This window comes from Thermodesulfomicrobium thermophilum DSM 16697, assembly GCF_059568695.1.
Genome location: NZ_JCANTW010000018.1, coordinates 93,964 through 119,471, shown reverse-complemented (window position 1 = coordinate 119,471; position 25,508 = coordinate 93,964). Strand labels below are relative to the sequence as shown.

Sequence of the window (25,508 nt, the reverse complement as noted above, 5' to 3'; positions counted from 1 at the left end):
AAAAGCCGCCATCAACTTTTCGGCGAGAGCCGGTGCATGCTTTTCGCTGTGGCTCAACGGTTTGGTTTGACACCTCCACGGCGCCCAAGCCCAAATCCGACCCGAAAAAGATCCGGCATATCGATCCGCCCATCTTTACGGGCGGTGAACACCCCGATCCGCATCAAGTCTTCCCGCGCCCCCTCCCAACCCTGTTCAGCGTGCGCAGGCAACATACCCTGGCTGGTCAAAATTGTGGGACCACCTGGATAACGCTCGGCCCAAAGTTTGCGTATGGTTGCGAATTCACAAGGGACATTCTGCCCTTTCAGTGGGGCGAGCAGATCCTTGATCCAGGGGTAATCTTCGGCAATCTCATCGACCCGGATGCGGGAGGCCGATTGGATACCCCGTTTGATGCTTTCGTAATGAAGAGCAAGTGGGTAGTCGGGATAACGAGTAAGGCTATCGTCCGCTGCACTTTTGATCGCGGCAAGAAACGAACGCGGAGAGGTTTGGCCATGCCCGTCGGCCAGGTGGCTCACGCTCCAGACATAGGGAACACCGCGGCGGGCGTCTTTGCCCATCTTGTCACCGGCAATTTTCTCGAAAAGCTGACGCAAAGCCGTTTCAGTCTGCAACTCGACAGGCAATCGCCAGACGCTATTTTCTGCATGGAATTCTGCGCCATGAGGAAGCACGCTACGCACGATGGTGCGCAATACTTCCCCATGACGCTCCGGCACATTGATCAATCTTTGCCAGAGCATCGCATGCAGATCGTGCCGCTCCCAGGTGAGCTCGACCCGGGTGGCGAGCAGCTTCGACGCGTCGGGGAATGCGGTTACCTGACGCTCGATCTGGTCGGGGCGAACGAAAACCTTGGTGCGCAGTCGCCGGAAGTCGCGCACCCACAAGGAGGCACGCAGCAGCGCCGAGACGATCTGATCCATGCTTTGCCAGTTGTCAGAGACACGATCCAGCGCATCGAAGAGGATCAGCCCATACTGCCCGTTTTCGAGAAATTGACGGTCGGCCGCTTCCGCAACGCGGGCAACCCCTTCAGGGTTATCGACGACATACCGTACGCGCTCGATCCAGGTTTCAGGAATCGCCTTTTTGCCGACCCAGCGCGCCAGATGACAAAAAATGACGGCACGCCAGATCGCATAGGGTTCAAAACCCTTTTTAAGCAGGTCGGCAATGACGTCTTTGTCAGGAAAATCCTCATTGTTTGGGGTCGCTGCGTAACCAATCGCGATCTTGGTCTGCGCCAGATCAGGCGCCTGCCGTCCGATCAACGACCGGAGTTGTTCATCCCGCAGGGCGGCGGTCCAAAAAGACTTGCCCACCCCTCGTGCGCCGACGACCAGGACCGATTCTCTGCCGAGCGCCTTGCGATGCGCCGGAGGGAGATATAAGGTCTCTGCGCGCGGGGTCTCACGCTGATCGTTTTCAAACGGCACAGCGCTGATTGCTGCCCGGATCTCTTGAACGGATATCGTCATGTGGCAGTCTCCCGAACGAGAAGGCGTTCGATATGTTCCAACAGCGGACCGAACACAGCGCGGACATCATCGGCGTCGCCAAGGCGCGGGTGGAGGCTCGACAACCCAAACCAGCCGCGGTTCCAACGAATGGCGAGCGGATAGTGCGGCGCCGTCTCGTCTTCCGGCGCGTAATTCCAAACCTCGGTATCGTCCGGACCGGCCTCATCGTAGGTGGTGGAAAAGAGCGCCCAGGCATCCTCCCGGAGTTGCTCCAGATAGGCAGCTCTTCCTCCATCGTCTGGCACCAACCCGGCCACCAATTGCAGCCGTTCGCGAATCTCGCGAACGCTCCCCCAACGTTGCCAATGGTCGAACAGGACGCGGTATCCGGACCACGTTTGTCGCCCGGCAATCGCAAACAACAAAACCGCCGCCGCCCCCAGGTCGGTGACACACGCCGAGGCCACCTCGTCGATCCCCGCGCGCGAGTCGATCAGGATCACATCAGGACGTAACGCGTTTTCCAGTGCGTCCAAAAGGCGGCATAAGCGTGCTGACCAAGGTTCGGGCGTGCCTGTCCTGCCGATCTTTGGCATCCAAACCCGACCCAGTTTGGCGATGTATTCGCCCGGTTCTGCGCCGTGCGCCGGCACGACATAGAGTGGCGCTTGCGTGTTGAAACCCGCTTCGGCGTACAGATCAGGGAAAACCGTCTCGCCGTTGTCGACCAGGTCCTCCACCAACCAGTCGGTGACGCCATAGGACAGCAGACGATCAGGCGGCAACAGGGCATTCGATAGTCCAGGCGATTCGAGGTCCATATCGATCACGAGCACCGTGCGGCCCTGCTGCGCCAGGCTCCAGGCAGTTGCCGCAAGCGCCGTCGAGCGACCCACCCCACCCTTGATGGAGAAGAAGACGACGCGCGGCGCGCCTGGGGATTCCGGGGCGATCTTGGCCCAATTGCCTTCTGTGGCCAGACGATCGATCACCCAAATACGGTCAATGCCTGGCAGCGGAAAATGGGTTGCTCCCATGCACACCGCTTCGCGGTCCGCCTCAAACAAGATGCCCGAGGCAACAGGATAGTCGTGCGGAGCGATGCGCTCGGCAAGGGCGTGATAGAGGGTTACGAGCACCTGACGCGTTGCTTCGTTGCGTTCGGCCTCTTCCGGCGCGATCAACCGCACCCGCCCGTTGAGATCACGGTTGATGACCAGCCACGCCAACTGCTCAACTGTCTCACGATGAGAGCCTTCATTGAGGATTTCTGCAGTAGCAGGCAGAATTTGGTCAAAGGTCGTCATACCAGCCCCTCCCAGCGCGCTTTCTGGATCAGCCGAGCGACTGTTTCCGCCCCCGATCGGTGCGCCTCGACAAGGGGCTGATTGAAGTTGGACCGATGGGCGTAACGCTGCTCTACTTTCCAATTTTCAAAGGGATTAGGTGTGGTCAGCGCATAACCGGCCCCCTGATGGTGGCCGCTACGATAACTTTCGAAGCGTACCCAGATGCTTTCGGCATGTACCCGGTCCATTTGGTGTGCTGGTCGGTTTTTGTTTGTGTCAAAAGGCATGCCGAAGGCCAACATCAGCCGTTTCAGCCCGCATTCGGCCGCCATGCCGTACAGGTGGTCGGCATTAGCCCAACGCTGGGCTTGAAAAAGTAGTTCGGCATCTTGCCAGTGCCGCTCGTGTGCATCCAGATAATCTGCCTGCATAGTTCCTCTTTGTACGTCCCATGCTCCAAAAATATTCCAACTGCATCTCCAGCGCTAGAACAGCATGCCCTTCGGTACGCCGAACCCTTCGTCGTTGAAAACCTTGCGTCCGCGACGCTGTCACTGTTTAGATCTTCTCCTTGGCGTGCGTCTCGAACTCCCGCATCAGGATGTCTTTCAGGCAGCGGCGGCAGATATCGGTGTTGTGGACCCCGGTGAGGCGCATCTCCAAGGCCGGGGCCAGTTCACCTTTCTGGCCGCCGAGGCGGGCGAGGTTGGCGGGATCGGCGATGGCGAGGGTGTAGCGCTCCTCGAAGATGCCGTCCGTGAGCCCCTGGATTTCCGTCCCACAGATGTCGCAAAAGCGGCGGATCATCGGGGGGTCTCCTTGAGGGTGCCTCGGAATTCTTCCCATGCGCTGATTCCAAGGTCTTCGGCCAGGGCCTGGACCTCGTCCACCAAGGAAAACACCCGGTCCGGCCGCATGAACGATGCCGTGCCCACCTGCACGGCGCTGGCTCCCACCAGGATGAACTCGAGCACGTCCTCGGCGCTCACGATGCCGCCCATGCCGATGACCGGGATGCTGACCGCCCGGCAGACGGCGTGGACCATGCGCAGGGCCACGGGCTTGATGGCCGGGCCAGACAGACCGCCGGTGCCGGTGGCCAGACGGGGGGCGCGGGTGCGGATGTCCACGGCCATGCCGGTGAGGGTGTTGATGAGGGAGAGCATGGTGGCGCCTGCGGCCTCGGCGGCCCGGGCCATGGCCGTGATGTCCGTCACATTGGGGCTCAGCTTGACGATGACGGGCTTGCCCTGGGCCGCGGCCACCACGGCGCGGGTCACGGTGTGCAGGGCCTCGGGGTCTTGGCCGAACTGCACGCCGCCCAGGCGTACGTTGGGGCAGGAGACGTTGACTTCCAGGGCCGCGATGCGCTCCTTCGCCCCCAGGATGCCGGCGAGCTCGGCGAATTCCTCCGGGCTTTGGGCGTAGAGATTGGCGATGATGGGCACTTCCGGCGGTAGGAAGGGGAGCTTTTTTTGCAAAAAGACGTCGACCCCCACGTTTTGCAGGCCGATGCTGTTGAGCATGCCGCAGGGGGTCTCGGCGATGCGCGGCATGGGGTTGCCTTCCCGGGGCTTCAGGGAGAGCCCCTTGACGCAGATGGCTCCCAGGCGGCGCAAATCGCCGTAGCGGGCGAACTCCAGGCCGTAGCCGAAGGTGCCCGAAGCCGGGATGATGGGGTTTTTGAGGGTGAGTCCTGGCAGGTGGACGGTGGTATCCATAGGGCCTCCCGTTAGTCCCAGGTGAGGGCGCGCACGTCGAACACCGGTCCGTGCACGCAGGTTTGGACGCGCTCGCCCGATGCCGTGGTCGCCACACAGCCCAGGCACACGCCGACCCCGCAGCCCATGCGGTTTTCCAGGGACACCTGGCCGGGCACCCCATGCTCCAGGCACAGCCGGGCCACGGCCCGCAGCATGGGGGTGGGGCCGCAGCACAGCACCAGGCCTTCGGGGCCCAGGGCCTTGATGCGGCGGGAAAGCTCTTCCGAAAAGGCCTCGATGTCTGCGCTGGAGGTCTGGCGCATGGCCTCGCAGGGGATGCGCTGCGCCATCTCGTGGTAGATGGGGTAGGCAGTCAGCGGCAGGCGGTGGCCAAAGAGGAGCTGGGCGTGGGGGAGCCGAAACGGCTCCTCGGCAAAGAGCCCAAAGGCGGCGAGCCCGATGCCCCCGGCCAGAAACAGGGTCGGGGTCTCGGGCTTGGTCTGAAACCCCCTTCCCAGCGGTCCCCAGACGGTGACCGCGTCGCCGGGCCGCAGGGCTGCCAGGCGTTCGGTCCCTCGACCGATGACCTGGAACACCACCCGCAGACCGGCCTCGTCACAGCGGTAGATGGAAAAGGGCCGACCCCAGGTGAGCTCCTGGCCGAAATTCGCGGGCCGGAGCATGACGAATTGGCCGGGTTTGGGTTTCCAGGGCGCCGGCGCGAGGGCGAGGTCCACGATACTGGGGTCGGGCCCAGGGGTGACGGCCTGGATCGTGAGCTGGATGGTATTCATAGCGGCTCCTCTCCGGCCATGCGGGCGAGCTCCGCACGGCGCTGGGCGTCGTCCAAAAGGCGGCAGATGCTTTGGGTGACGCCGTTTTCCACGATCTTCTGGATGGAAAAATGGCGGGTGGCGTGTTGGGCCAGCTGCGGCCAATGGGTGACCAAGAGGATCTGCTGGCGCTCGGCCAGGCGGCGGATGCGTGCGGCCACCTGCAGGAGGGTGGCGCCGCCGATGCCGGCATCGATCTCGTCGAACACGAGGGTGGGGAGCGTGTGGGCGGCCAAAAGCCCGGTGACGGCCAAGAGAAAACGGGAAAGCTCCCCGCCGGAGGCGATACGGTCGAGTGGCTGGGGCGGCAGCCCCGGGTTGGGGGCCCACAAAAAGCGCGGCCGCAGTTCTTGCACCCCGTCGGCGACGCGCACCGGCGAAAACTCCGCGAACACGGCCACCTGTTCCGGGAAGCCCAGGGAGGTGAGTTCTTCCACCAAGGCGCGGGTGAGGCGGTCTGCCGCATGGGCGCGCGCCTCGTCGAGGGCGTGGGTTGCGCGGCGGGCGGCTTCTTGGGCGGCCGCTTTTTCCCGGACCAGGCGCCGACGTTCGAGGTCTGCGGCATCCAGGTACGAGAGGTTGGCGCTGATCTCTTCTTCCAGGCGGACCAGTTCCTCGATGGGGCGGCGCAGGCGGCGGGAGAGGGATTGGAGCTCGAAGAGGCGGCGCTCCACCTGATCCAAATCCACGGTGTCCGCGTCGCGGACCATTTGCCCCAGGGTACGCTCCAGGTGCGTCAGGTGCTCGCGCGTCGCGGCAAGGCCGCTCAAGCTCTCTTCGATGGCGGGCAGCTGGGGGCGTACGGCATCGATACCATGGAGCACCCGTTCCAGGGCCCCCATTTGCGCCAAGAGCCCGCTTTCGCTGCGCAGGATCTCGTGCGCTTCGCGGGAGAGGTCCTGCAGCTTGGCCGTGGAGCGGGCGTTTTCCCGCAGGGCCAAAAGTTCTTCCTCTTCGCCCGCCCGGGGGGCCACCTTGCGGATCTCCCCCAGCTGGTATTCCAAAAAGTCCCGCCGTTCTTGGAGGTCGGCCACGCGGCCGTCCACCTCGGCCAGGGCGGCCTCCGCCTGGCGCAGGGCCTCCAGGGCGGCGTGCTGCTGGCTGAGGACTGTCGGGTCGTCCAGAAAGGCGTCCACCAGGCGTACGTGCTCCTGGGGGGCGAGCAGGCGCTGTTGGCCGTGCTGGCCGGTGATGAGTATCAGGTCTTGGGCCAGGGCCGCCACCTCCGCCTGTGGGGAGAGTTGCCCGTTGATTTGAGAGCGGCTGCGGCCGGCGGCGGTGATCTCCCGGCGCAGGATGGTCTCGCTGCCGTCCTCGGCCACGAACAAGGCTTCCACCACGGCGCGGTCCGCTCCGGGGCGCACGAGTTCCGCCCCGCCGCGGCCGCCGAGGATGAGGCCGAGGGCGCGCAGGACCAGCGACTTTCCCGCCCCGGACTCGCCGGTGAAGACATTGATGCCTGGAGCGAACTCCAGGGTGGCGTGTTCGATGAGGGCAAGATTGCGGATGGTCAGCAGCTCGAGCATGGGTATTTCCTAGGCCGGCTCTGTAGCCGCAGCCGCCTCTTTTGTACAGGGAAGGAGGCGGGCCAGGGCGCCGGATGGGTCGGCGGCGTTGAGCGCGCGCATGAATTCTTCCAGCGCACCGTGTCGGCGGGCGGTGTCCGCGGCCAGGGCGAGTTCTTCCGCGGCCTCCTGCAGGCGGAAGGCGCGGGCATTGGTGCCGGCGATGTCGAGGGCCAGGCGCCAGTCGTCGGGGGCGCGCAGACCCAGGAAGGAAAGGGCCCCCAGGCGCAGGGCCTCGTAGCCGCGCCATGGGGCGAGGAGTTCGGCCAGGCGCCGGGGAGGCTCGGGGTCTTCGGGGAAGAGTTCGTGGGCGAGGATGATGGCCTCCAGGGCCGAGGCCGGCAGGTGGCGCTTGGGAGCGAAGACGAACCCCGGCCGGCAGGGGCGTCCGTGCGCCTCCCAGTACGTCGCCCAGGCGAGCAGGGTCACGGCCTGGGTGGGCTTGTGCGGCGCCGGCACGTGCGCTGCGGCGTGCAGCTTTGCGGCTGCCTCCCATTGCTTAAGGCGCAGGGCCGCCAGGGCGGCGAGGCCGCAGAGGACGGGGTCCTGGGGCGGGGTGAGGGCGAGGCGTTCCACCGTGGCCCGGGCGGCGTCTGGGGCGGCCTCCACCTCCAGGCGAAGGAGGGCCGCGGCGGCCTCCGGCTGGTCGGCATAGGGCAAAAGGTGGCGGCGCAGGCGCTCCGGAGGGATCTCCAGGCGTTCGGCCTCCCGGAGCACGGCGATGGTGCACCAGAAGGCGGCGTCGGCCTCGGCGCCTTGGGCGGCGTGGGACTGGCCAGGCAGGCAGTCCAGGAGTTGGCGCGCCCGGTGTTCGGGCAGGTGCTCGGCCTGTACCCGGGCATAGGCACGGAGCCCCAAGAGGCGGGCCTTGGCGGGCGAGGCGGCAAGGTCGCGCAGCATTTCCAGAAAATCGCCGCCATGTTCGTAGAGCAGCACTTCTTCGCCGGGGACGAAGAGCTCTTCCACCCCGGGCACGCGGGGGGTGAGCACGGCGCAGCCGCAGGAGGCGGCCTCCAGCAGGCGGAAGTTGATCTCGCCGAGGATGGCCTCGTTGGGGGCGATGCAGGCGTGGGCATAGGCGTCGAGCATGGCCTCGAAGGGGAGGTCGGTTTCCAGGCGAAAGCCGGGAATGCGCGTACAAAGCTCCACAAACCATCCGCGCACCGGCCGGCTGGGGCCCACGCGGCCCACGAAAAGGGCCGGGGTCGTGCGTTTTTCCCACGCCACGTAGGGCCGCGGGGTGCCGGGCCAAGGGAGCCAGCGCACGTGGGGGTGCGCGCGCTGGAGGTGCTCGACCCAGCTTTTTTGCGTCGTCAGGACGGCATCGAAGAGGCGGCCGTAGGTGGTGTGCCAAAAGGCGTTCAAGTGGGTGTCGATGGACCAGAAGACCTTGGGGCAGGAAAAGTGGGAGAGATCCGCCAGAAAGGCGCGGGGGCCCAGGCGTTCCTGCTGGATGATGAGGTCCGGCGTAAAGCCGCCCAAGAGCGGAGCAAGACGGTGGACCCCGTCGGGCGGGTGCAGGGGAAGCACTTCATGGCCGAGATGGGAGAGGGCCTCGGCCAGACCAAGGTCGATGGCGGCGATCTTCACGTGCTCTCTCCCATGAGATGGCGCCATGAGGGGCCTTTGGTCACTTCGACCCAAGGGCCCATGGCCGAGACGCGGCCGCCGTCGAGCACCATGGCGTGGGTGGCGATGGCCGCCACGTGGTGGGGGTGGTGGGTGGCCACCACCACGAGGCGCTCGTCCGTGGCCAGGGAGGCAAGGAGCGCCGCCAAGCGGTGCTGCCAGGGGGCGTCCAGGCCGGCGAAGGGCTCGTCGAGCACCAGCACCAAGGGCTGATGCACGACGGCGCGCGCCAGGTGTACCAGGCGCATCTGCCCCAGGGAGAGACTCCCCACCGGCAGCGGCAGCCACGCCTCGATGCCGAAGGACTGCGCCAGGGTGTGGGCAGCGGCATGCGCCCCTGGAGGCAGGGGCCGCGGGCGGCCCAGGGATCCGGAAAAGCCGGAGAGGATGGCTTCGAGCACGGTGGTCGCAGGCTCCATGGCACCGGTGAGCCAGGGGGCCAGGACACCCATGCGTTCTTTGGCCAGAAGCACGCTCAGGGCCGGCTCCAGGCGCAGGATTTCGCCGCCCGGCGCCGGGTGCCGCCAGCCGGAGACGAGCTGCAAAAAGGTGGACTTGCCGGCGCCGTTTTTCCCCGCCACCACCCAGGTCTCTCCGGCGTTGCCCTGCCAGGAGAGGGGCTCAAGCAGGGTGTTGCCCCCGGCCGTGACGGCAACCTGGCGCATGGCGACGCGCACCGGCCCTGGTTGCGGGGTTGGCCGTGCAGCCAGATGGCCCCGTTGGGGACGGAAGCGAGTCGTCGGGATTGGCCGAAGCTCGCCGCAGCGTATGCTGAAATGCTGCATGGGGATGTCCGGGAGTGCGTCCTCGGCGTGGGAGGTGAGGACCACCCAGGCGCCCTGGGCGGCCTCGTCTTCCAGGATGCGGCGAACCAGGCGCATCCCTGGAGGATCCAGAGCCAGCTGCCATTCGTCCACCAAAAGAAGGGACGGCCGCCCCAGGATGGCCCGGCCGAGAAGGGCGCGCTGCATCTCTCCGCTGGAGAGGGTGTGGATGGGCCGGGAGAGCAGCGGGGCGAGGGCGAGCTTTTCCGCCACCGTACCGACGTCTGCATGGACGTGCTCCGGCACAGGGCCGTAAAGGAGCGGCGTCCCCATGGCTCCGGCGGCGAGAAGGTCGTGGACGGGAAGGCGTGGGTGGTGTTCCTGGAACCAGGCGGCCTGGTGCGGGGCGACGAGACGGATCCAGGGCCGGGCGGCCAGAGGGGATGCCGAGTGCTGTCCGTTGATGGAATAGAGGCGTGCGGGAGGCCTGCCGGGGAGGTCCTGGGGCCAGATCTCTGCGGCGAGCAAGCGCAGGAGCGTGGTCTTGCCGGCTCCGTTGTCTCCGTGGATGAAGGCGTGGGCAGTGAGGTCGAGATCAATGGATCGCAAGATGGCACGCCCTCCGAGGCGCACCTGGGCCTGGCGGAGGTGGACGGAAAGCGATGGTCGTTGCATGACGGGCTATGTAGCAGGAGCGCCGGGTTCTCGCCAGCAGGGAAAAAAAGTGAAAATTAGGTGTTGACAACGGCCGCGCTTTTCTCCAAAAGCGCCTTCGCACGTCGCGTGGGGCTGTAGCTCAGCTGGGAGAGCGCTTGAATGGCATTCAAGAGGTCGTCAGTTCGATCCTGATCAGCTCCACCAACCAAAACCAGCGACGTTTCAAAAATCCCTTGAATGCCGCACGAAAACCGCCGCAAGGCGGTTTTCGTGTTTCTGGGCCAGGCGGCGCTCGGGGTTAGAGCCCGCCAGTATCCTTTTCCCAAAACACGCGGTTGCGGCCGGCGTTTTTGGCTCGGTAGAGCTGGGCGTCGGCCCGCTGCAAGACTTCTGGCGGGGAGCCGTCGCGGTGGGGCCAGAGGGTGACTCCGCCGATGCTGACCGTCAGTACGCCGAAGTCTGAACCTTGGTGGGGGATGGCCAAGGCTTTGATATGGTGCCGCGCCGCGCGGCACAGCTTGCGCGCCCCGTTGCGGGAGGCGTGCGGCAGCAGGATGACGAACTCCTCGCCGCCGTAGCGGGCCACGAGATCGCCCGGCCGCTTGGCGGCGGTGACCAATGCTTGGGCCACCTGACGCAGGGCCCGGTCGCCGGTGCCGTGGCCGTAGGTGTCGTTGAAGGATTTGAAGTGGTCGATATCCACCATGGCCAGCGACAGGGGTTCGTGGATGCGCTGGCAACGCCCCCACTCCTGCTCCAGGGCGCGGTCCAGGGCGCGGCGGTTGGGGATTTCCGTGAGCGGGTCGAGCAAGGCCAGTTCCTGTAAGAGCTCTTGCTGCCGGATCATGGTGAGGAAGTTGCGCACCCGGGCCCGCAGGATTCCGGCCCGCAGCGGTTTGGTGAGGTAGTCTACGGCCCCGAGTTCCAAACCTGTTTCTTCGTCCTCCGCGCTTTCTAGCGCCGTGACGAAGATGACGGGGATATGCTGGGTGGCGGGGTTGGCCTTGAGACGTCTGCACACTTCATATCCGGAAAGCCCCGGCATGAGCACGTCGAGGATGATGAGGTCCGGCTGGTGTTCTTCGGCAAGACACAGGGCCTCTTCGCCGGTGGCGGCGGTGAGGACCTGGTAGTCGCGTTGAAAGATTTCCCGCATGAACAGCAGGTTGACGGGCCCGTCATCGGCGATGAGCAGTGTGTGCCCTCGAGGCTTCGAAAAGGTGGACGGAAATATCGGGAGCATACGTCGCTTCCCTAGCGCAAGGGGCAGGCGTTGCCAAGGACTTTGCGGGATTTGGGAAACGAAGTGCCGCTCACTCGGGAGGCGGGGCAGGGGCCGCTCCCCGAAGCTCGAGGGCGGCGCCGTGCGAATCCCGCGCCCTTTGGCGAAAGTCCGGATGCCGGCGGGCAGTTTCTTGCGCTCCATGGAGATCCCCGCTGGGGGGTGCTGATTTTCCTGTCCCCGCAGGGGTAGGGGAGGTCGAAAGGCCCGCGCTGCATTGTCTCGCGGTGCGTGTTTTGAGGACTTGCCAGATAGGCGATGCTCCTTCAAAGGAGTGGAGCTGCTGTTTGCAGTGCTTCTGGAGTGCACGAGATACATATTGCGCGGGCAGACCGCGTTTTCGGGAGAGGATATGCAGCATTGGAGAGCGATTGTCGGGGCTGTGGCGGTCATTGTTGTGGTGCTCGGTGCCTTGGCGTGGGTCAAATGGACACAGATTCAGGCCATGGTGCAACAAAGCGCGCAGGCGCAGGTGCCGCCGGCTTCGGTTTCGGTGGCCTTGGTCCAGGAGATGCCGTGGCCTGAGGAGGTGCAGGCCGTGGGCACGGTGACGGCCCTCCAGGGGACGACGGTGCGGGCCGAGGTGCCTGGCCGGGTGGAGCGCTTGGCGTTCGATTCCGGCGACCGGGTGCGCGCCGGTCAGGTACTCGTGGTGCAGGACGCCCGTGAGGAACGGGCGCAGTACCAAGCCGCCCAGGCCGCGGCGGATTTGGCCGCCTTGGAACTTGCCCGCGGCCGCCGTCTGGCGGCGGAAGCGGTGCTCGCCCAAGCGGAACTTGACCGCTTGGAGGCCGCGGCCCGCCAGGCTCGTGCCCAGGCCGAGGCGTTGGCCGCCCTGGTGGCCAAGAAGACCATTCGCGCGCCTTTTGACGGGATGCTTGGCATTCGCCGTGTGAGTCTGGGGCAGAGCCTGGCGGCAGGGGATGCCATCGTGGACATCCAGCAGGTGGAGCCGGTGCAGGTGGAGTTTTCCGTGCCGCAGGAGCAGGCCGCACGGCTCTCCGTGGGCCTGCCGGTGGAGGTGGAGGCCGGCGGCGAGCGTCACCCAGGCCGGCTGCAGAGCATCGAGCCCCAGGCCGATCCTGCCACGCGCATGGTGCGCGCTTTGGCCCGTCTGGATGGCGCGGCCGGGGGGCTGCGTCCGGGCATGTTCGTGCGTGTGACGGTGCGCCAGGATGAACGCCGCGCGCTTCTCGCTATTCCGGCCACGGCGGTGCTCACCGCCCCCTATGGCGATTCGGTGTTCGTGGTGGACAACGCCACCCAAAAAACGGTGGCCCGGCAGGTCTTCGTGCGCTTGGGGGAGCGGCGGGGCGATTTCGTCGCGGTGCTCTCGGGCCTGAACGCTGGGCAACCCGTCGTGTCCAGCGGTGTGTTTCGTCTGCGTTCCGGGCAGCCTGTGGTGGTGACCGACGCCTTCACACTTCCTTTCGAACTCCAGCCCCAGCCGGCCAACGAGTAAGCTCATGCGTATCACCGATACCTTCATCCGCCGGCCCGTCCTTGCCCTGGTGGTGAATATCCTCATCGTCATCGCCGGGGTTCAGGCCATCAGCGGCCTGTCGGTACGCCAGTATCCCCGCAGCGAAAACGCCGTGGTCACGGTGCGCACCGTGTACGTGGGCGCAAGCCCGGAGCTGGTGCGCGGGTTTGTCACCACGGTGTTGGAGCGGGCCATCGCCGCGGCGGACGGCATCGACTACATCGAGTCCCAGAGCAGCCAAAATCTTTCCCTCATCCAGGCGCGTCTCAAGCTCAACTACGACCCCATCAAGGCCCTTTCGGACATCAGTTCCAAGGTGGACCAGGTGCGCGGCGATCTTCCGCCCGAGGCCGAGGTGCCGGTCTTAAGCGTGGAGAGCGCGGACACCCAATTCGCCTCCGCCTATTTGAGCTTCACGTCCGAGACCTTGGAGCGCAACCAGGTGACGGACTATCTGGTGCGGGTGGTGCAGCCCCGGCTCTCGGCCCTGCCTGGGGTGCAGCGGGCGGAAATCTTGGGCCCGCGCATCTTTGCCATGCGCATCTGGCTCGACCCCGATCGCATGGCGGCCTTGGGGGTGAGCCCCACGGACGTGCGCGCCGCCCTCGAGAGCCGCAACGCCCTGGCGGCCGTGGGACAGACCAAAGGCAATCTGGTGCAGGTGAATCTCGCCGCCACCACGGATCTGCAGAGCGTGCGCGAGTTCGAGGAACTGGTGGTGCGGGACGCGGGCGACCGGTTGGTGCGGCTGCGGGACATCGCCCAGGTGGTTTTGGGCGCCGAGGACTACGACGCCGAAGTGCGTTTTTCCGGCCAGGAGGCGGTGTTCATGGGCATCTGGCCTTTGCCCACGGCCAATTCCCTGGACGTCATCGACGCGGTGCGCCGGGAGATGGCTGACATCGAGAAATCGCTGCCCCAGGGGATGCACGGACGTATCGCCTACGACGCCACGGACTATATCCGCAACGCCTTGCATGAGGTTTTGGTGGCCCTGGCCCAGACTTTGGGCATCGTCGTGGTGGTCGTCTACCTCTTTTTGGGGCGGTTGCGTTCCGCCTTGGTGCCGGCGGTGACCATCCCCCTTTCTCTGGTGGGCGCGGCCTTTTTGATGAGCCTCATGGGCTTTACCATCAACCTGTTGACCTTGCTTGCCTTGGTGCTCTGCGTGGGTCTGGTGGTGGACGACGCCATCGTGGTGGTGGAGGACGTGGAGCGCCACGTGCGCCTGGGAAAATCCGCACGCGAGGCGGCGTTGGCCGCGGGCCGCGAACTGGCCGGGGCCTTGGTGGCCACCACGGTGGTGCTGGTGGCGGTGTACGCGCCCATCGGCTTGCAAGGAGGCTTGACGGGATCGCTCTTTCGGGAGTTCGCCTTGACCTTGAGCGGCGCGGTGTGTGTGTCCACGGTGACGGCCATCACCTTGTCGCCGGTGATGAGCTCCTGGCTGCTCTCCGGCGGTCATTTGGACCGCCCCTTTTCCCGGCGCATCTCCCAGGGCTTTGCCCGCTTTGAGGCCGCCTACACCCGGGTCCTTTCCCGGGTGATGGATCGGCGGCCCGGCATGTACGTGCTGTGGCTGGCCCTTTCCGTGGCGTGCGTCCCCCTCTTTGTGCTGGCGCCCAAGGAATTGGCCCCGGCCGAAGACCAGGGGGTGATTTTTGGCATCCTCGATGCCCCGGCGGATGCCTCGCTGGATCAAACCAGCCGTTTTGCCACGGCGGTGAATGAGGTGTTTTTCTCCGTGCCCGAGACGCAGGTCACCTTTCAGGTGACCTTCCCCAGCAGCGGCTTCAGTGGCTTGGTGCTGCGGCCGTGGGAGGAACGGCAGCGTACGGTGTTTGAGATCCTGCCTCAGGTGCAGCAGGGACTTTCCGCCATCCCGGGCATTCAGATGTTTGCGGTCTCGCCGCCACCGCTTCCGGGCGGCGGTGACTTTCCGGTGGAGTTCATCATCGCGTCCACCGAGGAGCAGGACCGGGTGCTGGAGCTGGCCACGGAGCTTCAGCAGCGGGCGACCGCCAGTGGGCTTTTTGCCTTTCCGCCGCTCATCGACGTCAAGATGGATCAGCCCACGGCCCGGTTGGTCCTCGACCGGGACAAAATCGCCGCCCTTGGCCTCTCTTTGGCCCAGGTGGCCTCAGACGTGGCGGTCATGACCGGGGGCAACTATGTCAACCGGTTCAGCATGCAGGGCCGCAGCTACAAGGTCATCCCTCAGGTGCAGCGGGTGGACCGCCTGACCCCGGAGCAGCTGGGCCGCATCCATTTGCGCACTCCGCAGGGGCTCGTGCCGCTGTCCGCGGTGGCGCATGTGGAATATAGCGCCGGGCCGCGTTCCCTCAACCGTTTCCAGCAGCTCAATGCCGTCAAGTTGAGCGGATACCCCATGCGGCCGCTGGATGAGGCGCTCACGTTCTTGGAAAATGAAGCTGCGCAAATACTGCCCAAAGGGTACACCGTCGACTACAAAGGCGATTCCCGGCAGCTGCGCACCGAAGGCAACCGCTTCGTGCCCGCCATGGCCTTGGCGGTGATCTGCGCCTTTTTGGTCCTGGCTGCACAGTATGAAAGTTTCCGGGACCCGCTCATCATCTTGGCGGGATCTGCGCCGCTCGGGCTTTTCGGCGCGTTGATCTTTGCCTTTCTCAAGATCCCGGATCCGTCGGTCCCCTTCTGGACCGATCATTTCACCACCACCCTCAACATCTACTCCCAGGTGGGCTTGGTCACCTTGGTGGGGTTGGTGGCCAAAAACGGCATCCTCCTGGTGGAGTTCGCCAACCAGCTCCAGGACGAGGGCAAGGGCAAGCTGGAGGCCATCCTGGAGGCGGCGCGCACCCGCCTGCGCCCCATTGTCATGACTTCGGCTTCCACGGTGGCGGGGTTTTTGCCTTTGGTGGTGGCCAGCGGCGCCGGCGCTGCGGCGCGGTTTTCCATCGGCATCGTGCTGGTGGGCGGTATGGTCATCGGCACCATCTGTTCGCTCTTCTTCGTGCCGTGCATTTATATGCTTCTGGCACGGGCCCGCAGGCCGCAGAGCACCTAGACTGTGCCTCTTTTTTTGAGAGTGCCCCGCGCCATCCCTGATGCTCAGGGATGGCGCGGAGTGTTTTGGCGGCTATGGATTTTCGACAATAACGCGGAGCGTCGAAGCGCCTGTGAAGTCCAGATCGTCTTCCAGAGGGGGAGATGCATCGAAGAAGGGCGGCGCAGGGGACGCAAGGATGTTCTGGACGAAACCTGGAAGCGCAAACACGGCGTGATGCGTGGCTTCGTTGTAGAACTGGAGCGCGGTCAGACCGCGATCGCGGATGCGCCGCCGCACTTCCTCGGGAGTGAGGGTCAGAGGGTCTTGCTGGTGCGATGCCGTCGCCATGCCCCACCAGGTTCCGTAGAGGGGAATATACACCAAGTACGGGCGCACGATGGGAAAAACTGATCGGAGGGTCGCGATGATACGAGCGTAGACCTGGGGGCTGGAGAGGGGCGACTCCACGTGGAGAGAGAGGAGCCCATGGGGCGTCAGTCGTCTGCTGCAAGCGGAATAGAACTCATGGGTGTAGAGGGCTTGAGAGGGGCCTCGGGGGTCGGTGAGATCCAGGGCGATGAGGTCGAAGGAGTCCTTGGTGGTTTCTACGAGCTTGCGGCCGTCTCCAATGGCCAGGTGGAGGCGTGGATCGTCGAAGACGCCACCATGAATGGCTGGCAAATAGCGGCGACAGGCCTCAATGACGCCGTTGTCGAGTTCTGCAAGCACCACGCGTTCCATTCCTGCATGCTTGAGGAGTTCTTCCGCCGCGCCGCCGTCGCCGCCGCCGATCACCAGGGCTTGGCGCGGGGCCGGGTGGGTGATGGCCGCGGGGTGGATCAGGTTTTCGTGATAGAAGAACTCATCTTTTTCGGACGTCATGAAGACGTCATCAAGGCAAAGCACTCGTCCCAAGGCAGGGGTGTCGAAGATGGCGATTTTTTGAAATTGGGTTTTTCCCTGCATGACGAGAGAGCCTGCCTGGATGAAATAGCCATGGCTTTGTGTTACAAGTTCTACGAGGAATTCAGGGGGATTGTTCATGCCTACTCCCGGTCCACGCATTGAATCCGTGGTGATTTGGGGGCGAATGTCTCCACGATATGGTGAAAGAGCTGCTGTGCTTTTTCTCGATTGTCTTGACTATAATTACAGACATACACATCAAGGGTCACGTAGCGCTTTTCCGGCCAGGTATGGATGGCGAGGTGGGACTCTGCGAGGATGACAGCCCCGGTTACCCCGCCGTCTGCGCCAAATTGATGAAAGAGATCGCCGACTGCTGTAAGACCGGAACGTTTCACCGCATGCAGACAGAGGGCGCGCAGGGCCTGTTTGTCATAAAAATAGCGGGTATCTCCAAGGCAATCGTAGAGATCGCCGATAAGATGGATGCCGGGTTGTGCTTTTTTCGGCTGAGCGGTGTCCAGTGGTCCTAGTGCCATAGGTGTTCCTCCCAGACGTGGAGATGATTTCGCCTCGGCCCGAGGACTTTTACATGGAGCGTCCCTGAGAAGGCCGGGGCCTCGTGTCCGTCTTGATGGTATTCGGCCATGCGGTCCGTACCCTCCCAGGAGAGGGAAGAGTCATGGAAAAACAGCGGCTTTTCTGCCCTCGGGCGGCAGACAGAAAATCTACTCTATTCGCTGCTTGAAATTTTGTCAAAATGCGTATATCCAAATCGATGTCATGCCTTGTCTGTACAGGATTTTTTGCGTTTCCCGATTATGGAGGATAATGCCTCTTGGCATGGCTTGGAGAAACGAGTTGAAACAATGCATAAACGGCATATTTGTATATATTAAATACAAATATTTTTGTTATGAAAGGGAGTTTTAATGGAAAAATCGGACAAAGATGTTCTTACTCCAAGAATTTGCATTCGAAATGTGAGTAAGATTTTTGGAAGCCATGCCCAGGAGGCCATGGAGCTCCTCGACGCCGGCAAGTCGAAGGCGGAGGTGCAGGAGGAGACCGGAGTCGTCGTCGGGGTGCATGATATTTCTTTGGATATTTATCCTGGTGAAATTTTTGTCATTATGGGGCTTTCCGGAAGCGGGAAGTCCACCTTGCTGCGTATCATCAATCGTCTGCATGAGCCAAGCCGAGGTCAGGTGTTCGTGGATGGCGAGGACGTGACCGCCATGAATGCCCGCGCCTTGCGCGAGTTGCGTCGCGCCAAGTTCGGCATGGTGTTTCAGAGTTTTGCACTGTTGCCGCATCGTACGGTGCTGGGCAATGTGGAGTTTGGACTTGAGATTCAAGGTGCGTCCAAAGAAGAACGGCAAAAACGGGCGCTAGAAGCTATCGAAACTGTCGGGCTTTTAGGATACGAAGGAAAGTTTCCATCTGAGCTTTCCGGAGGCATGCAGCAACGTGTCGGCCTGGCCCGTGCCCTCGCAGCAGATCCGGAAATTCTTTTGATGGATGAGGCTTTTAGCGCTTTGGATCCGCTCATTCGGAGCCAAATGCAGGATGATTTGCTGGAAATTCAGGATAAACTCGGGAAGACCATCGTCTTTGTATCCCATGATTTGGACGAAGCAATCAAGATTGGCACGCGTATCGCCATTTTGCGCAGTGGTCGCCTCATCCAAGTGGGAACGCCCCAGGAGATTTTGTCGCAACCTGCCGACGAGTACGTCTCTGCATTTGTGGAGGGAGCGGATCACGCCAAGGTCTTGACCGCACAGCAGGTGATGCAGCCCTTGCGGGTGACGGCCAATCGGAAGGACTCTCCGCGCGCCGTGCTGCGGAAGATCGAGCGGAGCGGGTTCGGCGGCTTGGTGGTGCTCGACAGCGCCCGGCACCTGCTGGGGTACATCGATCTCGCCTCCGTCATCTCCCAGCGCGATCATGCGACCATTGACCCGGAAAGTTTTCGTCCGCTCCCCAGCGCTCCAATCGATACGACCTTGGCGGATTTGCTCCAGCGCATGACCGCTGAGGGCTCTCCGGTGGTCATCGTGGATGACCGGCAGCGCGCCATCGGCGTGGTGGACAAGAGTTCGCTCCTTGCCGCCCTGGCCCAGGCCGGAAGCGATGGGAATGACGTGGAAACCACCCCCGCCCTCGAAACCCCGACTCAGCCTGAAGGAGCGCCGCGTGATGTGGAATAGTCCGTTACCGATCGATCAATGGGTTTCCCAGGCCGTGGATTCGTTTACCTACCGGTATGCAACGGCCTTTGATTCCATTACGGCATTTGTGCAGCATATCGTCGGCGGGTTGCAATCTGGACTGCAATGGATCCCGGAATGGGCGTTCATTATCGCCACTTCCGTGTTCTTTGTGGCTGCAGGAGGGTGGCGTCGCATGGCGAGCTGGTCGTTGGCGCTCTTTTCCATCATTGGGCTTGGTCTGGTGTGGAATCTTGGATACTGGACCGATCTCATCCAAACACTCTCCCTGGTCCTTGCGGCGGAGATTTTGGTGCTTTTGATGGGGCTTCCCCTGGGTATATTGAGCGCCAAGAGCCGTCCAGTGGAGAGCGTCCTGCGTCCTGTCCTCGACGTGATGCAGACTATGCCCGCCTTTGTGTATCTGGTGCCCGCGGTCATCTTTTTTGGCCTCGGTCTCGTGCCCGGAGTCATTGCCACCACGATCTTTGCCTTGCCGCCGCTCATCCGTTTGACGGCCTTGGGTATCCGCCAAGTGCCCGAGGAATTGGTGGAAGCCGCGCAATCTTTTGGCGCCACGTGGTGGCAGCTCTTGGTCAAGGTGCAGCTCCCCACGGCCATGCCGTCCATCATGGCCGGGGTGAACCAGTCGATCATGCTCGGCCTTTCCATGGTGGTCATCTCTGCCATGATTGGCGCCGGCGGATTGGGCAACGTGGTCCTGCAGGGCATCACGCAGCTCGATGTCGGCAAGGGTTTTGTAGGTGGTCTATGTGTCGTTGTTTTGGCTATTTTGCTTGACCGGATGACCCAATCTATCAACCAATGGAACAAGGAGAGACATTCATGATGCATCGAAGACAATTCATCGCCATTGGGGCTATGACCACTGCTGCGTTGTGCACGGGATTTCCCGTTTTTGCCGCAGATGATCCCGTCCGTTTGACCTATGTGGAGGCCTGGCCCTCCAGCAATCTGACCACCCATATTGCTGGGGCGATTATCGAACAGCACTTGGGCCGCAAGGTGGATCTCATCAGCACGGATGCCGGCCCCATGTGGGCGGCGGTTGCCAGCGGCCGTGCGGACGCCATGCTCACGGCATGGCTGCCGACCACCCACAAGACCTATTGGGACAAGTACAAAGACAAGGTCGTGAACGTGCGCCAGATCACCACGGGCACGTGGCTTGGTCTTGCCGTGCCCACCTATGTCCCCATCAACTCCATTGCAGAGCTGGAAACCCATCACGAGAAGTTCAAGGGCGCCATCACCGGCATCGAAGCGGGCGCGGGCTTGATGATCAACACCGAAAAAGCCATCAAGGAATATGGTCTCAAGCACATGCATCTGGTCACCAGCTCCACGGCGGCCATGCAGGCGCAGCTCAAGCGCGCTGTTGCCCGCAAGGACTGGATCGTGGTCACGGCGTGGAAGCCGTTGGGCATCTGGGCGCGTTTCGATTTGAAACCCTTGGAAGACCCCAAAAAGATCTATGGCGAGGCGGGCCATATCGACGCCATCGCCCATCCAGGGCTTGAGAAGCGGGCTCCGGAAGTTCTCAACTTCTTGCGTGAATTTACGCTCCCCATCGACGATATTCAGGCCATGATGGTGGAGCTCGATAGTGGCAAGGCCCTGCAGGACGTGACGGGGGCATGGATTGCCGCCCACGCGGAAGCGATCAAGGGGTGGGTCGCCAAAGCCAAGGCGTAAGCCCTCCTCCCGTTTGCCTTTGAAGATACAGCGCCGCCCTGGGAGGCGGCGCTGTGCTTTGGTATGCCTGCGGCTTGGGAAGCGCATTTCCGGGGTGCGCGGGCCGGAAACGCGGGGCCCTGCGTTGTCCATGTCGCCGTGAGGCTGCGCTGAAGGGGCTTGAGGTATCCGTTTTTTGGACTCCTCTGTTTGGTGGGAACGCTTCGCCTGCCTCCACACGGACCGGGGCGGAAATCCCGCCGCTGGGGTGCGCATGCGGGCTGTGCTTTCCATGGAGCGTCCGCTTGCGGCTTGTGCTGGGCAGGGGGGCTGGGTACGGGCAGGGAAAATCCCAAGGAGTTCCTCATGCCTCAGAAGAAGACGTTCCTCCAGGCGGCGTATCCATGGTCCGGACAGGAAGACTGCTTCGATGCGCGGGGGCACCGGCGTTCGTGCGCGGCAAGCGGGGAGGACGGCGCCCTCCGGCCGGGGCGTCCCTGGCCGCGGCCACGGTTTCGGGTGGATGGTAGCGTGGTGTGGGACCTTTTGACGGGCCTTGCTTGGCCGCAGGACGCTTCCGCCGGGGCGTGGCCCATGACCTGGGCGGAGGCCCGTGCTTGGGTCGCGGCGCAGAACGCTTCTCGTTTCTTGGGGTGCACCGATTGGCGGCTTCCCCGGCGTCGGGAACTCCTTTCTTTGGTGAGCCTTGCCCACGCCCGGCCGGCGCTCCCGCCGGGGCATCCCTTTGCCGGGGTGTTTGGCCATTGGCACTGGACCGCCACGGCGGCTGCCACGAGGGAGGGAGATTTTTGGCGTGTCCACTTGGAAGGCGGGCGGATGTTTCCCGGCCACGGCTCGGATCGGTGTCTGGTGCTGCCGGTGCGTGAGCGGTCGTGGCTGCCGGCCGAAAGTCCGGACGAGGGGCAGCGTCTGGGTCGGCCGTGGCCACAGCCGCGTTGGGTCCCCGGGCCGGAGGGGGTTCAGGACGCCCTGACCGGGTTGCGGTGGCTTTTCGTGGCGCAGTCCGATGCGGTCTCCTGGCAGGAGGCGCTGGATAGGGCCCGCGGCATGCCGGGGTGGCGGCTTCCCAGCATTTGGGAACTGGAGACCCTGGTGGACACCTCGCGGGCTTTTCCGGCTTTGGGGGTTCCGTTGGCAGCTGCGGTGGACGGCGTATGGTCATCCACTTCCAGCGGGTATGATCCGGCTTGGGCGTGGGTGCTCTATTGCGGCAAAGGCGCCGTGGGGGTCGGCCATAAGCCGAGGCGGGATTTTCAGGTGCTGCTGGTGGCGGAGTAGCACGATGAACGCTCCATGCGCCGTACGGCCGCAGCCGCCAGGCGAGGGCTGATACGGGAGAATTCATCCAGGTCCGTGGCGGTTTCCAGGCCGGGGACGATGGTCCGCACCACGGGGATGCCCACGCTCTGTTGGGTGAGGTCGGCGTAGATGGGGCACAGGCCTTGGTCCGCCAGCAGGGCCTCCACGAGCATGCGGTCGCCGGCGGCAGAGCCGGTGGACAGATCCGGGAGGTCTTCGAGCACGCGCTCCGGGAACTCCTCCGGCCACCGTCCTGATGCCGGACCTTGGGGGAAAGGAAAAGGGACCTCGGTGATGGCCGCCAGGGCCGCGGCCTTGGCACAAAGGTTCGTGGCCGTGGCCTTGACGAAACCGCCGTGGGGCAGGGGAACCCAGGCGCGCATGCAGGGCACGCCGAATTCGGTGGTGATGTCTTCCAGTACGAGATCAATGCCTTGGGCGGCGTAGGCGTCGAGCAGTTTTTGGACTTCGGGGTCGCGGCTTTGGGGACGGAAGGCGCGGGAGGCGTCCCAGGGGGAGACGGTCTCGGCGTCGCGCTCGAGCACTTCCAAAAGTCCGGCGAGGCAGGCTTCGTCCACGCTGGAGCCCGATGCCAGGCCGGTGGAACCCAAGGCGCCGAAGAGTTTGGGCTCGTCGAGGTTGGCGAAGAGATACACGCATTGCACCGGCACCCAGATGGGCTCCTTCCGGGCCGTGGTGGCGGTCATCCAGGCTATGGGGGCGTCGGGTGCCGGGGCCTCCAAGCAGAGCCGGTTGAGATCCACGGCGCGGTCATCCAGTTCGCACGCCCGTGCCGTGCGGATTTCGCCGCCGTGGATGCGTCCCGTGATGCGGCCGTCGCGGATATCGGCAAAGGACGAGATCCGTTCCACGATCTCCATGGCCAAGGATACCCGGGCCGCCTCCAGGTGCAGACCACGGCCATAGCTCGTCATGGTCCCGGAGAGGCGGTAGGCGAGGCGCCCGTGCTCCACGGTACGGTCCAGACGCCAGCAGCGGGTCAGCCCCCACGGCGCCAGCGAGGCCCCGTGGCGCAGTTCCGGGCCGGCAAGTACGCCGAGGCCGTAGAGGACCTCCATGGCGCGGGAGCGCACGTGCGCCAGGGGTGGTCTGGGGGCGGCCGGCGGCAGGGAAAGCCCGGTCCGTATTGTGCGGGCATCGGTGGGGCGCAGGGATTTGGGGGTGGTGGGAAGGGGCGGCAGCCCTTCGGGCAAGGGGGCGGCCTCGAACACCGCCGCCCCCAAGGCGAGGCCCCAGGCGCGGTGGATTTGGGCGTCGGGCAGGGCGCGGGAGCGCAGAAACACGAGGGGTGTGGCTGCAGCGAGCTCGCCAAGTCGCGGGTGCTCGAGGAGGTCGGTGAGGTGCTCCACGTCCGGATGCAGGAGCACGGTCTCCAGCGCCAAGGCCGCCAGGGTGGGGTCGGCATGGCCGGCGAGGGTGCGCACACGCTCTTCTCCCGCCTGCGCGAGCAGACGCCGCGCTTCGGCGCGCAGGAAGGCGTCCGTGGGCGTGGTCTGTACCATCTCCAGGATGGTGGGGAGGTCCACAGGAGGCGTGAGCTTGGGCGTGAAAAAGGCCACGCCCAGGTGGCTGTGCTGGTGGGCCAGGGTATAGTGGCGCATACGCAGGACTCCTCAGGAACGCTCGAGTAGGGCCGCGAAGAAGACTTCGCCCCACTGCGGCGGGGTCATGAAGCAGTGCCGCAGTCGCAGCTGCGGGTGCTGGGCGCGGAGTCGGTCCAATTGTCCTTCGTTTTCCTGCCGACTGACGGTGCAGGTAAGGTAGGCGAGCATGCCGCCCGGCGGAAGGATGCGTCCGGCGGTATCGAGGATTTCGGTCTGGAGGCGGGCAAGGGCATCCACGTCCTCGGGGGTGCGTTTCCAGCGGATGTCCGGCCGCCGGGCAAGGACCCCGAGACCGCTGCAGGGGGCATCCACGAGGATGGTGCCTGGCGGGATACGCAGGGGCGGTTTGCGGGCGTCGGCCTGCAGGATGGGAAGGTCTACCCCAAGGCGCCGGCAGTCGTTGCGGAGCCCACGCAGCCGGAAGGCATTGGGGTCAGAGGCCAGCACCTGCTTGCCCAAATCGTGCACGAGAAGCGCCTTGCCCCCTCGGCCGGCGCAGGCATCCCATACGGGCTGCGGCCAGCACAGGGGCTCCAGACCAAGGACGGCTTCTTGGCTGGCGAGGCTCATGCGTACCGCAATGCCCTGCGCTTCGGCGGCCTCCAAGCACTGCGGCCAGGTCTCGAGGGCCATGCCTTTTTGGCCGTCAAAGCGGGCCACGGGGCGCAGGCGCCGGGCAATGTCCGGGGGGACCTGGCCGCGCAGGCGCACGCCCACAGGTGCAGGCGTGAGGCTCATGGCGGCGAGCTCCCGGGCCGCATCCAGGCCGCGTTCCTGCTCCCACAGCTCCCAGATCCACGAGGGCAGGGAAAACCAGTCCCAGATGCTGCCGGCGCTGGCAAGGAAGGCGGCTTCGTCGTGGGCCAGGTCCGCATGGGACTCCAGGCGCCGCAAGCTGGCGTGCACCAGGGCCGCAAGCTTTGGCCCGAGGAGCGCCTTGGCCGCCTGCGTGGCCCAGGAGCGCGTGGCATGGGCGGGGACGCGCAGAAAAAGGAGTTCGTAGGCTGCAAGCTCCAGCAGGCGGCGCGTGAGCAGCGAGAGGCGCTGGAAGCGGGGCAGCTGCAGTTGGAGCAGGGCGTGGATGCGGCCAAGGAGCCGCACCGTGCCGTAGGTGAGTTCCGTGGCCAGGGGGCGCTCCCGCGGGGCAAGGTCGCGCAGGTGATGGTCTACGGCGGCCTGGATATCCTGGCCGCGGTCCAGGGTCTGGCGCAGGGCGGCGAGGGCGGCGCGGCGGGCTGGAGTCATGCGGCCGTTCCTGCCATGAAGCGCTCCACCGCCTTGCGGACCTCCTCCAACATCACCCGGGTGTCCCGACAGGGGCCGTGAGGGCGCTGGTTGAGGATGCCGAAGACCGGGATGGGAAAGGTGTCCTGGATGCCGTGGGCAAGGTCGCGCTCACAGGCCACGGCGATGATGAGCTGCGGCCGGTTTTCCACCACGATGCGCCGGGCGATGGTGCCGCCTGTGGCCACCGCCAGGCGCAGCCCCAAGGCGTCGCGAAGCTTCAAGAGATCGCCGATGTCGCACAGGCCGCAGCGTCGGCAATGGTCCACGTCGTAGGTCAGGCGTTGGGGGCAGCGGCTTTGCTGCAGGCAATGGGGGACGAGCACCAGGATGCGTTCGGCGGGCACGCGGAGTCCTTCCGCGCTCACGAGTTCGTTGTTCACCCGGATAAACGAGGCCTGCACATCCTGGGGCGGGATGCCCAGGACGCGCCCCAGCATGGTCATGAGGGGCAAGAACACCCGCACCGTCACCCCGCGCAGGCGTTTGCCGCCGAGCACCGGCCGGCCGAGGAGGATGTTGAGCACCAAGGCGAGGCTCGCCCAACTGAGGGCCAGGATGGCGGTGAGCACCAGCGCGCCCAAAAGCCAGGGGGCCAAGGGATGGATGGCGCCAAGCCCCACCACCGGTACGATCCAAAGCCCCACCAGAACGAGGCACACCAGTATCGAAGAGCCGGTGATGAGCCCGATGAACAGGCGCTTGCGGGCCCGGGGAGGTGCGGGGAAGGTGCTCGGAGTGCGGGGCATGTTCCGCCCCC

The 25,508-nt window shown here is 64.5% G+C and carries 21 protein-coding genes and 1 tRNA gene; 7 read left to right on the top strand and 15 right to left on the bottom strand.

The features are described from left to right. Positions 1 to 53: 53 nt before the first annotated feature. From BR00_RS11365 to BR00_RS11325, 9 genes are all read right to left on the bottom strand, one after another. Positions 54 to 1,487 carry a hypothetical protein gene (locus BR00_RS11365; RefSeq protein WP_496477712.1) on the bottom strand — a complete coding sequence of 478 codons (1,434 nt, stop codon included), beginning with the start codon at positions 1,485 to 1,487 and terminating at the stop codon, positions 54 to 56. After that, a complete protein-coding gene (locus BR00_RS11360) occupies positions 1,484 to 2,776 on the bottom strand; it encodes a KGGVGR-motif variant AAA ATPase (RefSeq protein ID WP_496477711.1) in 1,293 nt (430 codons plus the stop codon). Before BR00_RS11360 ends, BR00_RS11365 begins: the two co-directional genes overlap by 4 nt. Beyond that, the gene (locus tag BR00_RS11355) at positions 2,773 to 3,189 is read right to left on the bottom strand and encodes a hypothetical protein (RefSeq protein ID WP_496477710.1); all 417 of its coding nucleotides are present in this window, start codon (positions 3,187 to 3,189) and stop codon (positions 2,773 to 2,775) included. Before BR00_RS11355 ends, BR00_RS11360 begins: the two co-directional genes overlap by 4 nt. Positions 3,190 to 3,316: 127 nt before the next feature. Next, entirely contained in the window at positions 3,317 to 3,565 is a 249-nt protein-coding gene (locus tag BR00_RS11350; protein ID WP_496477709.1) for a hypothetical protein, read from the bottom strand. Beyond that, positions 3,562 to 4,479: a dihydroorotate dehydrogenase gene (locus BR00_RS11345; RefSeq protein WP_496477708.1), complete on the bottom strand. Its 918-nt coding sequence runs from the start codon at positions 4,477 to 4,479 to the stop codon at positions 3,562 to 3,564. The genes BR00_RS11350 and BR00_RS11345 overlap by 4 nt, the downstream gene beginning before the upstream one ends. Positions 4,480 to 4,490: 11 nt before the next feature. Then, positions 4,491 to 5,255 carry an iron-sulfur cluster-binding protein gene (locus BR00_RS11340; RefSeq protein WP_496477707.1) on the bottom strand — a complete coding sequence of 255 codons (765 nt, stop codon included), beginning with the start codon at positions 5,253 to 5,255 and terminating at the stop codon, positions 4,491 to 4,493. Continuing rightward, complete coding sequence (locus tag BR00_RS11335; RefSeq protein ID WP_496477706.1) at positions 5,252 to 6,820, bottom strand: DNA repair protein RecN; 1,569 nt, start codon at positions 6,818 to 6,820, stop codon at positions 5,252 to 5,254. The genes BR00_RS11340 and BR00_RS11335 overlap by 4 nt, the downstream gene beginning before the upstream one ends. Before the next feature lie 9 nt (positions 6,821 to 6,829). Continuing rightward, positions 6,830 to 8,449 (bottom strand): glycosyltransferase family protein, encoded by a 1,620-nt coding sequence (locus BR00_RS11330; RefSeq protein ID WP_496477705.1) that lies wholly within the window; start codon positions 8,447 to 8,449, stop codon positions 6,830 to 6,832. Continuing rightward, the gene (locus tag BR00_RS11325) at positions 8,446 to 9,861 is read right to left on the bottom strand and encodes an ATP-binding cassette domain-containing protein (RefSeq protein ID WP_496477704.1); all 1,416 of its coding nucleotides are present in this window, start codon (positions 9,859 to 9,861) and stop codon (positions 8,446 to 8,448) included. The genes BR00_RS11330 and BR00_RS11325 overlap by 4 nt, the downstream gene beginning before the upstream one ends. A gap of 176 nt (positions 9,862 to 10,037) precedes the next feature. Between BR00_RS11325 and BR00_RS11320 the strand changes: the two genes are divergently transcribed. Next, positions 10,038 to 10,113, top strand: a tRNA-Ala gene (locus BR00_RS11320). Positions 10,114 to 10,207: 94 nt separating this feature from the next. On the opposite strand, the gene BR00_RS11315 is transcribed toward BR00_RS11320, so the two are convergent. Beyond that, the gene (locus BR00_RS11315) at positions 10,208 to 11,152 is read right to left on the bottom strand and encodes a diguanylate cyclase domain-containing protein (protein WP_496477703.1); all 945 of its coding nucleotides are present in this window, start codon (positions 11,150 to 11,152) and stop codon (positions 10,208 to 10,210) included. Positions 11,153 to 11,543: 391 nt separating this feature from the next. Between BR00_RS11315 and BR00_RS11310 the strand changes: the two genes are divergently transcribed. Beyond that, the gene (locus BR00_RS11310; RefSeq protein ID WP_496477702.1) at positions 11,544 to 12,653 is read left to right on the top strand and encodes an efflux RND transporter periplasmic adaptor subunit; all 1,110 of its coding nucleotides are present in this window, start codon (positions 11,544 to 11,546) and stop codon (positions 12,651 to 12,653) included. Between the two features lie 4 nt (positions 12,654 to 12,657). Next, positions 12,658 to 15,723, top strand: a complete 3,066-nt coding sequence (locus BR00_RS11305; RefSeq protein WP_496477701.1) for an efflux RND transporter permease subunit — start codon at positions 12,658 to 12,660, stop codon at positions 15,721 to 15,723. 72 nt (positions 15,724 to 15,795) lie between these two features. Here BR00_RS11305 and speE read toward each other — a convergent pair whose 3' ends face one another. Both speE and speD read right to left on the bottom strand, forming a co-directional pair. Continuing rightward, positions 15,796 to 16,749, bottom strand: a complete 954-nt coding sequence (gene speE, locus BR00_RS11300) for a polyamine aminopropyltransferase (protein ID WP_496477700.1) — start codon at positions 16,747 to 16,749, stop codon at positions 15,796 to 15,798. A 2-nt stretch (positions 16,750 to 16,751) separates the two neighbouring features. Beyond that, positions 16,752 to 17,150 (bottom strand): adenosylmethionine decarboxylase, encoded by a 399-nt coding sequence (gene speD, locus BR00_RS11295; RefSeq protein WP_496477699.1) that lies wholly within the window; start codon positions 17,148 to 17,150, stop codon positions 16,752 to 16,754. 444 nt (positions 17,151 to 17,594) lie between these two features. On the opposite strand from speD, the gene BR00_RS11290 reads away from it, so the two are divergent. The 4 genes from BR00_RS11290 (at position 17,595) to BR00_RS11275 (ending at position 21,818) form a co-directional block, all read left to right on the top strand. Next, the gene (locus BR00_RS11290; protein ID WP_496477698.1) at positions 17,595 to 18,824 is read left to right on the top strand and encodes a quaternary amine ABC transporter ATP-binding protein; all 1,230 of its coding nucleotides are present in this window, start codon (positions 17,595 to 17,597) and stop codon (positions 18,822 to 18,824) included. Next, complete coding sequence (locus tag BR00_RS11285; protein WP_496477735.1) at positions 18,814 to 19,674, top strand: ABC transporter permease; 861 nt, start codon at positions 18,814 to 18,816, stop codon at positions 19,672 to 19,674. The genes BR00_RS11290 and BR00_RS11285 overlap by 11 nt, the downstream gene beginning before the upstream one ends. Then, positions 19,671 to 20,540: a glycine betaine ABC transporter substrate-binding protein gene (locus BR00_RS11280; RefSeq protein ID WP_496477697.1), complete on the top strand. Its 870-nt coding sequence runs from the start codon at positions 19,671 to 19,673 to the stop codon at positions 20,538 to 20,540. The genes BR00_RS11285 and BR00_RS11280 overlap by 4 nt, the downstream gene beginning before the upstream one ends. 345 nt (positions 20,541 to 20,885) lie before the next feature. Then, a complete protein-coding gene (locus BR00_RS11275) occupies positions 20,886 to 21,818 on the top strand; it encodes an Lcl C-terminal domain-containing protein (RefSeq protein WP_496477696.1) in 933 nt (310 codons plus the stop codon). On the opposite strand, the gene BR00_RS11270 is transcribed toward BR00_RS11275, so the two are convergent. The 3 genes from BR00_RS11270 to BR00_RS11260 are packed head-to-tail and all read right to left on the bottom strand — an operon-like array spanning position 21,794 to position 25,497. Then, positions 21,794 to 23,461, bottom strand: coding sequence for a YcaO-like family protein (locus BR00_RS11270; protein ID WP_496477695.1), 1,668 nt, complete (start codon positions 23,459 to 23,461; stop codon positions 21,794 to 21,796). The two genes, BR00_RS11275 and BR00_RS11270, sit on opposite strands and share 25 nt — an antisense overlap. Positions 23,462 to 23,473: 12 nt before the next feature. Further along, positions 23,474 to 24,709: an RsmB/NOP family class I SAM-dependent RNA methyltransferase gene (locus tag BR00_RS11265; protein WP_496477694.1), complete on the bottom strand. Its 1,236-nt coding sequence runs from the start codon at positions 24,707 to 24,709 to the stop codon at positions 23,474 to 23,476. Beyond that, a complete protein-coding gene (locus BR00_RS11260) occupies positions 24,706 to 25,497 on the bottom strand; it encodes a DUF116 domain-containing protein (RefSeq protein ID WP_496477693.1) in 792 nt (263 codons plus the stop codon). The genes BR00_RS11265 and BR00_RS11260 overlap by 4 nt, the downstream gene beginning before the upstream one ends. Positions 25,498 to 25,508 lie beyond the last annotated feature (11 nt).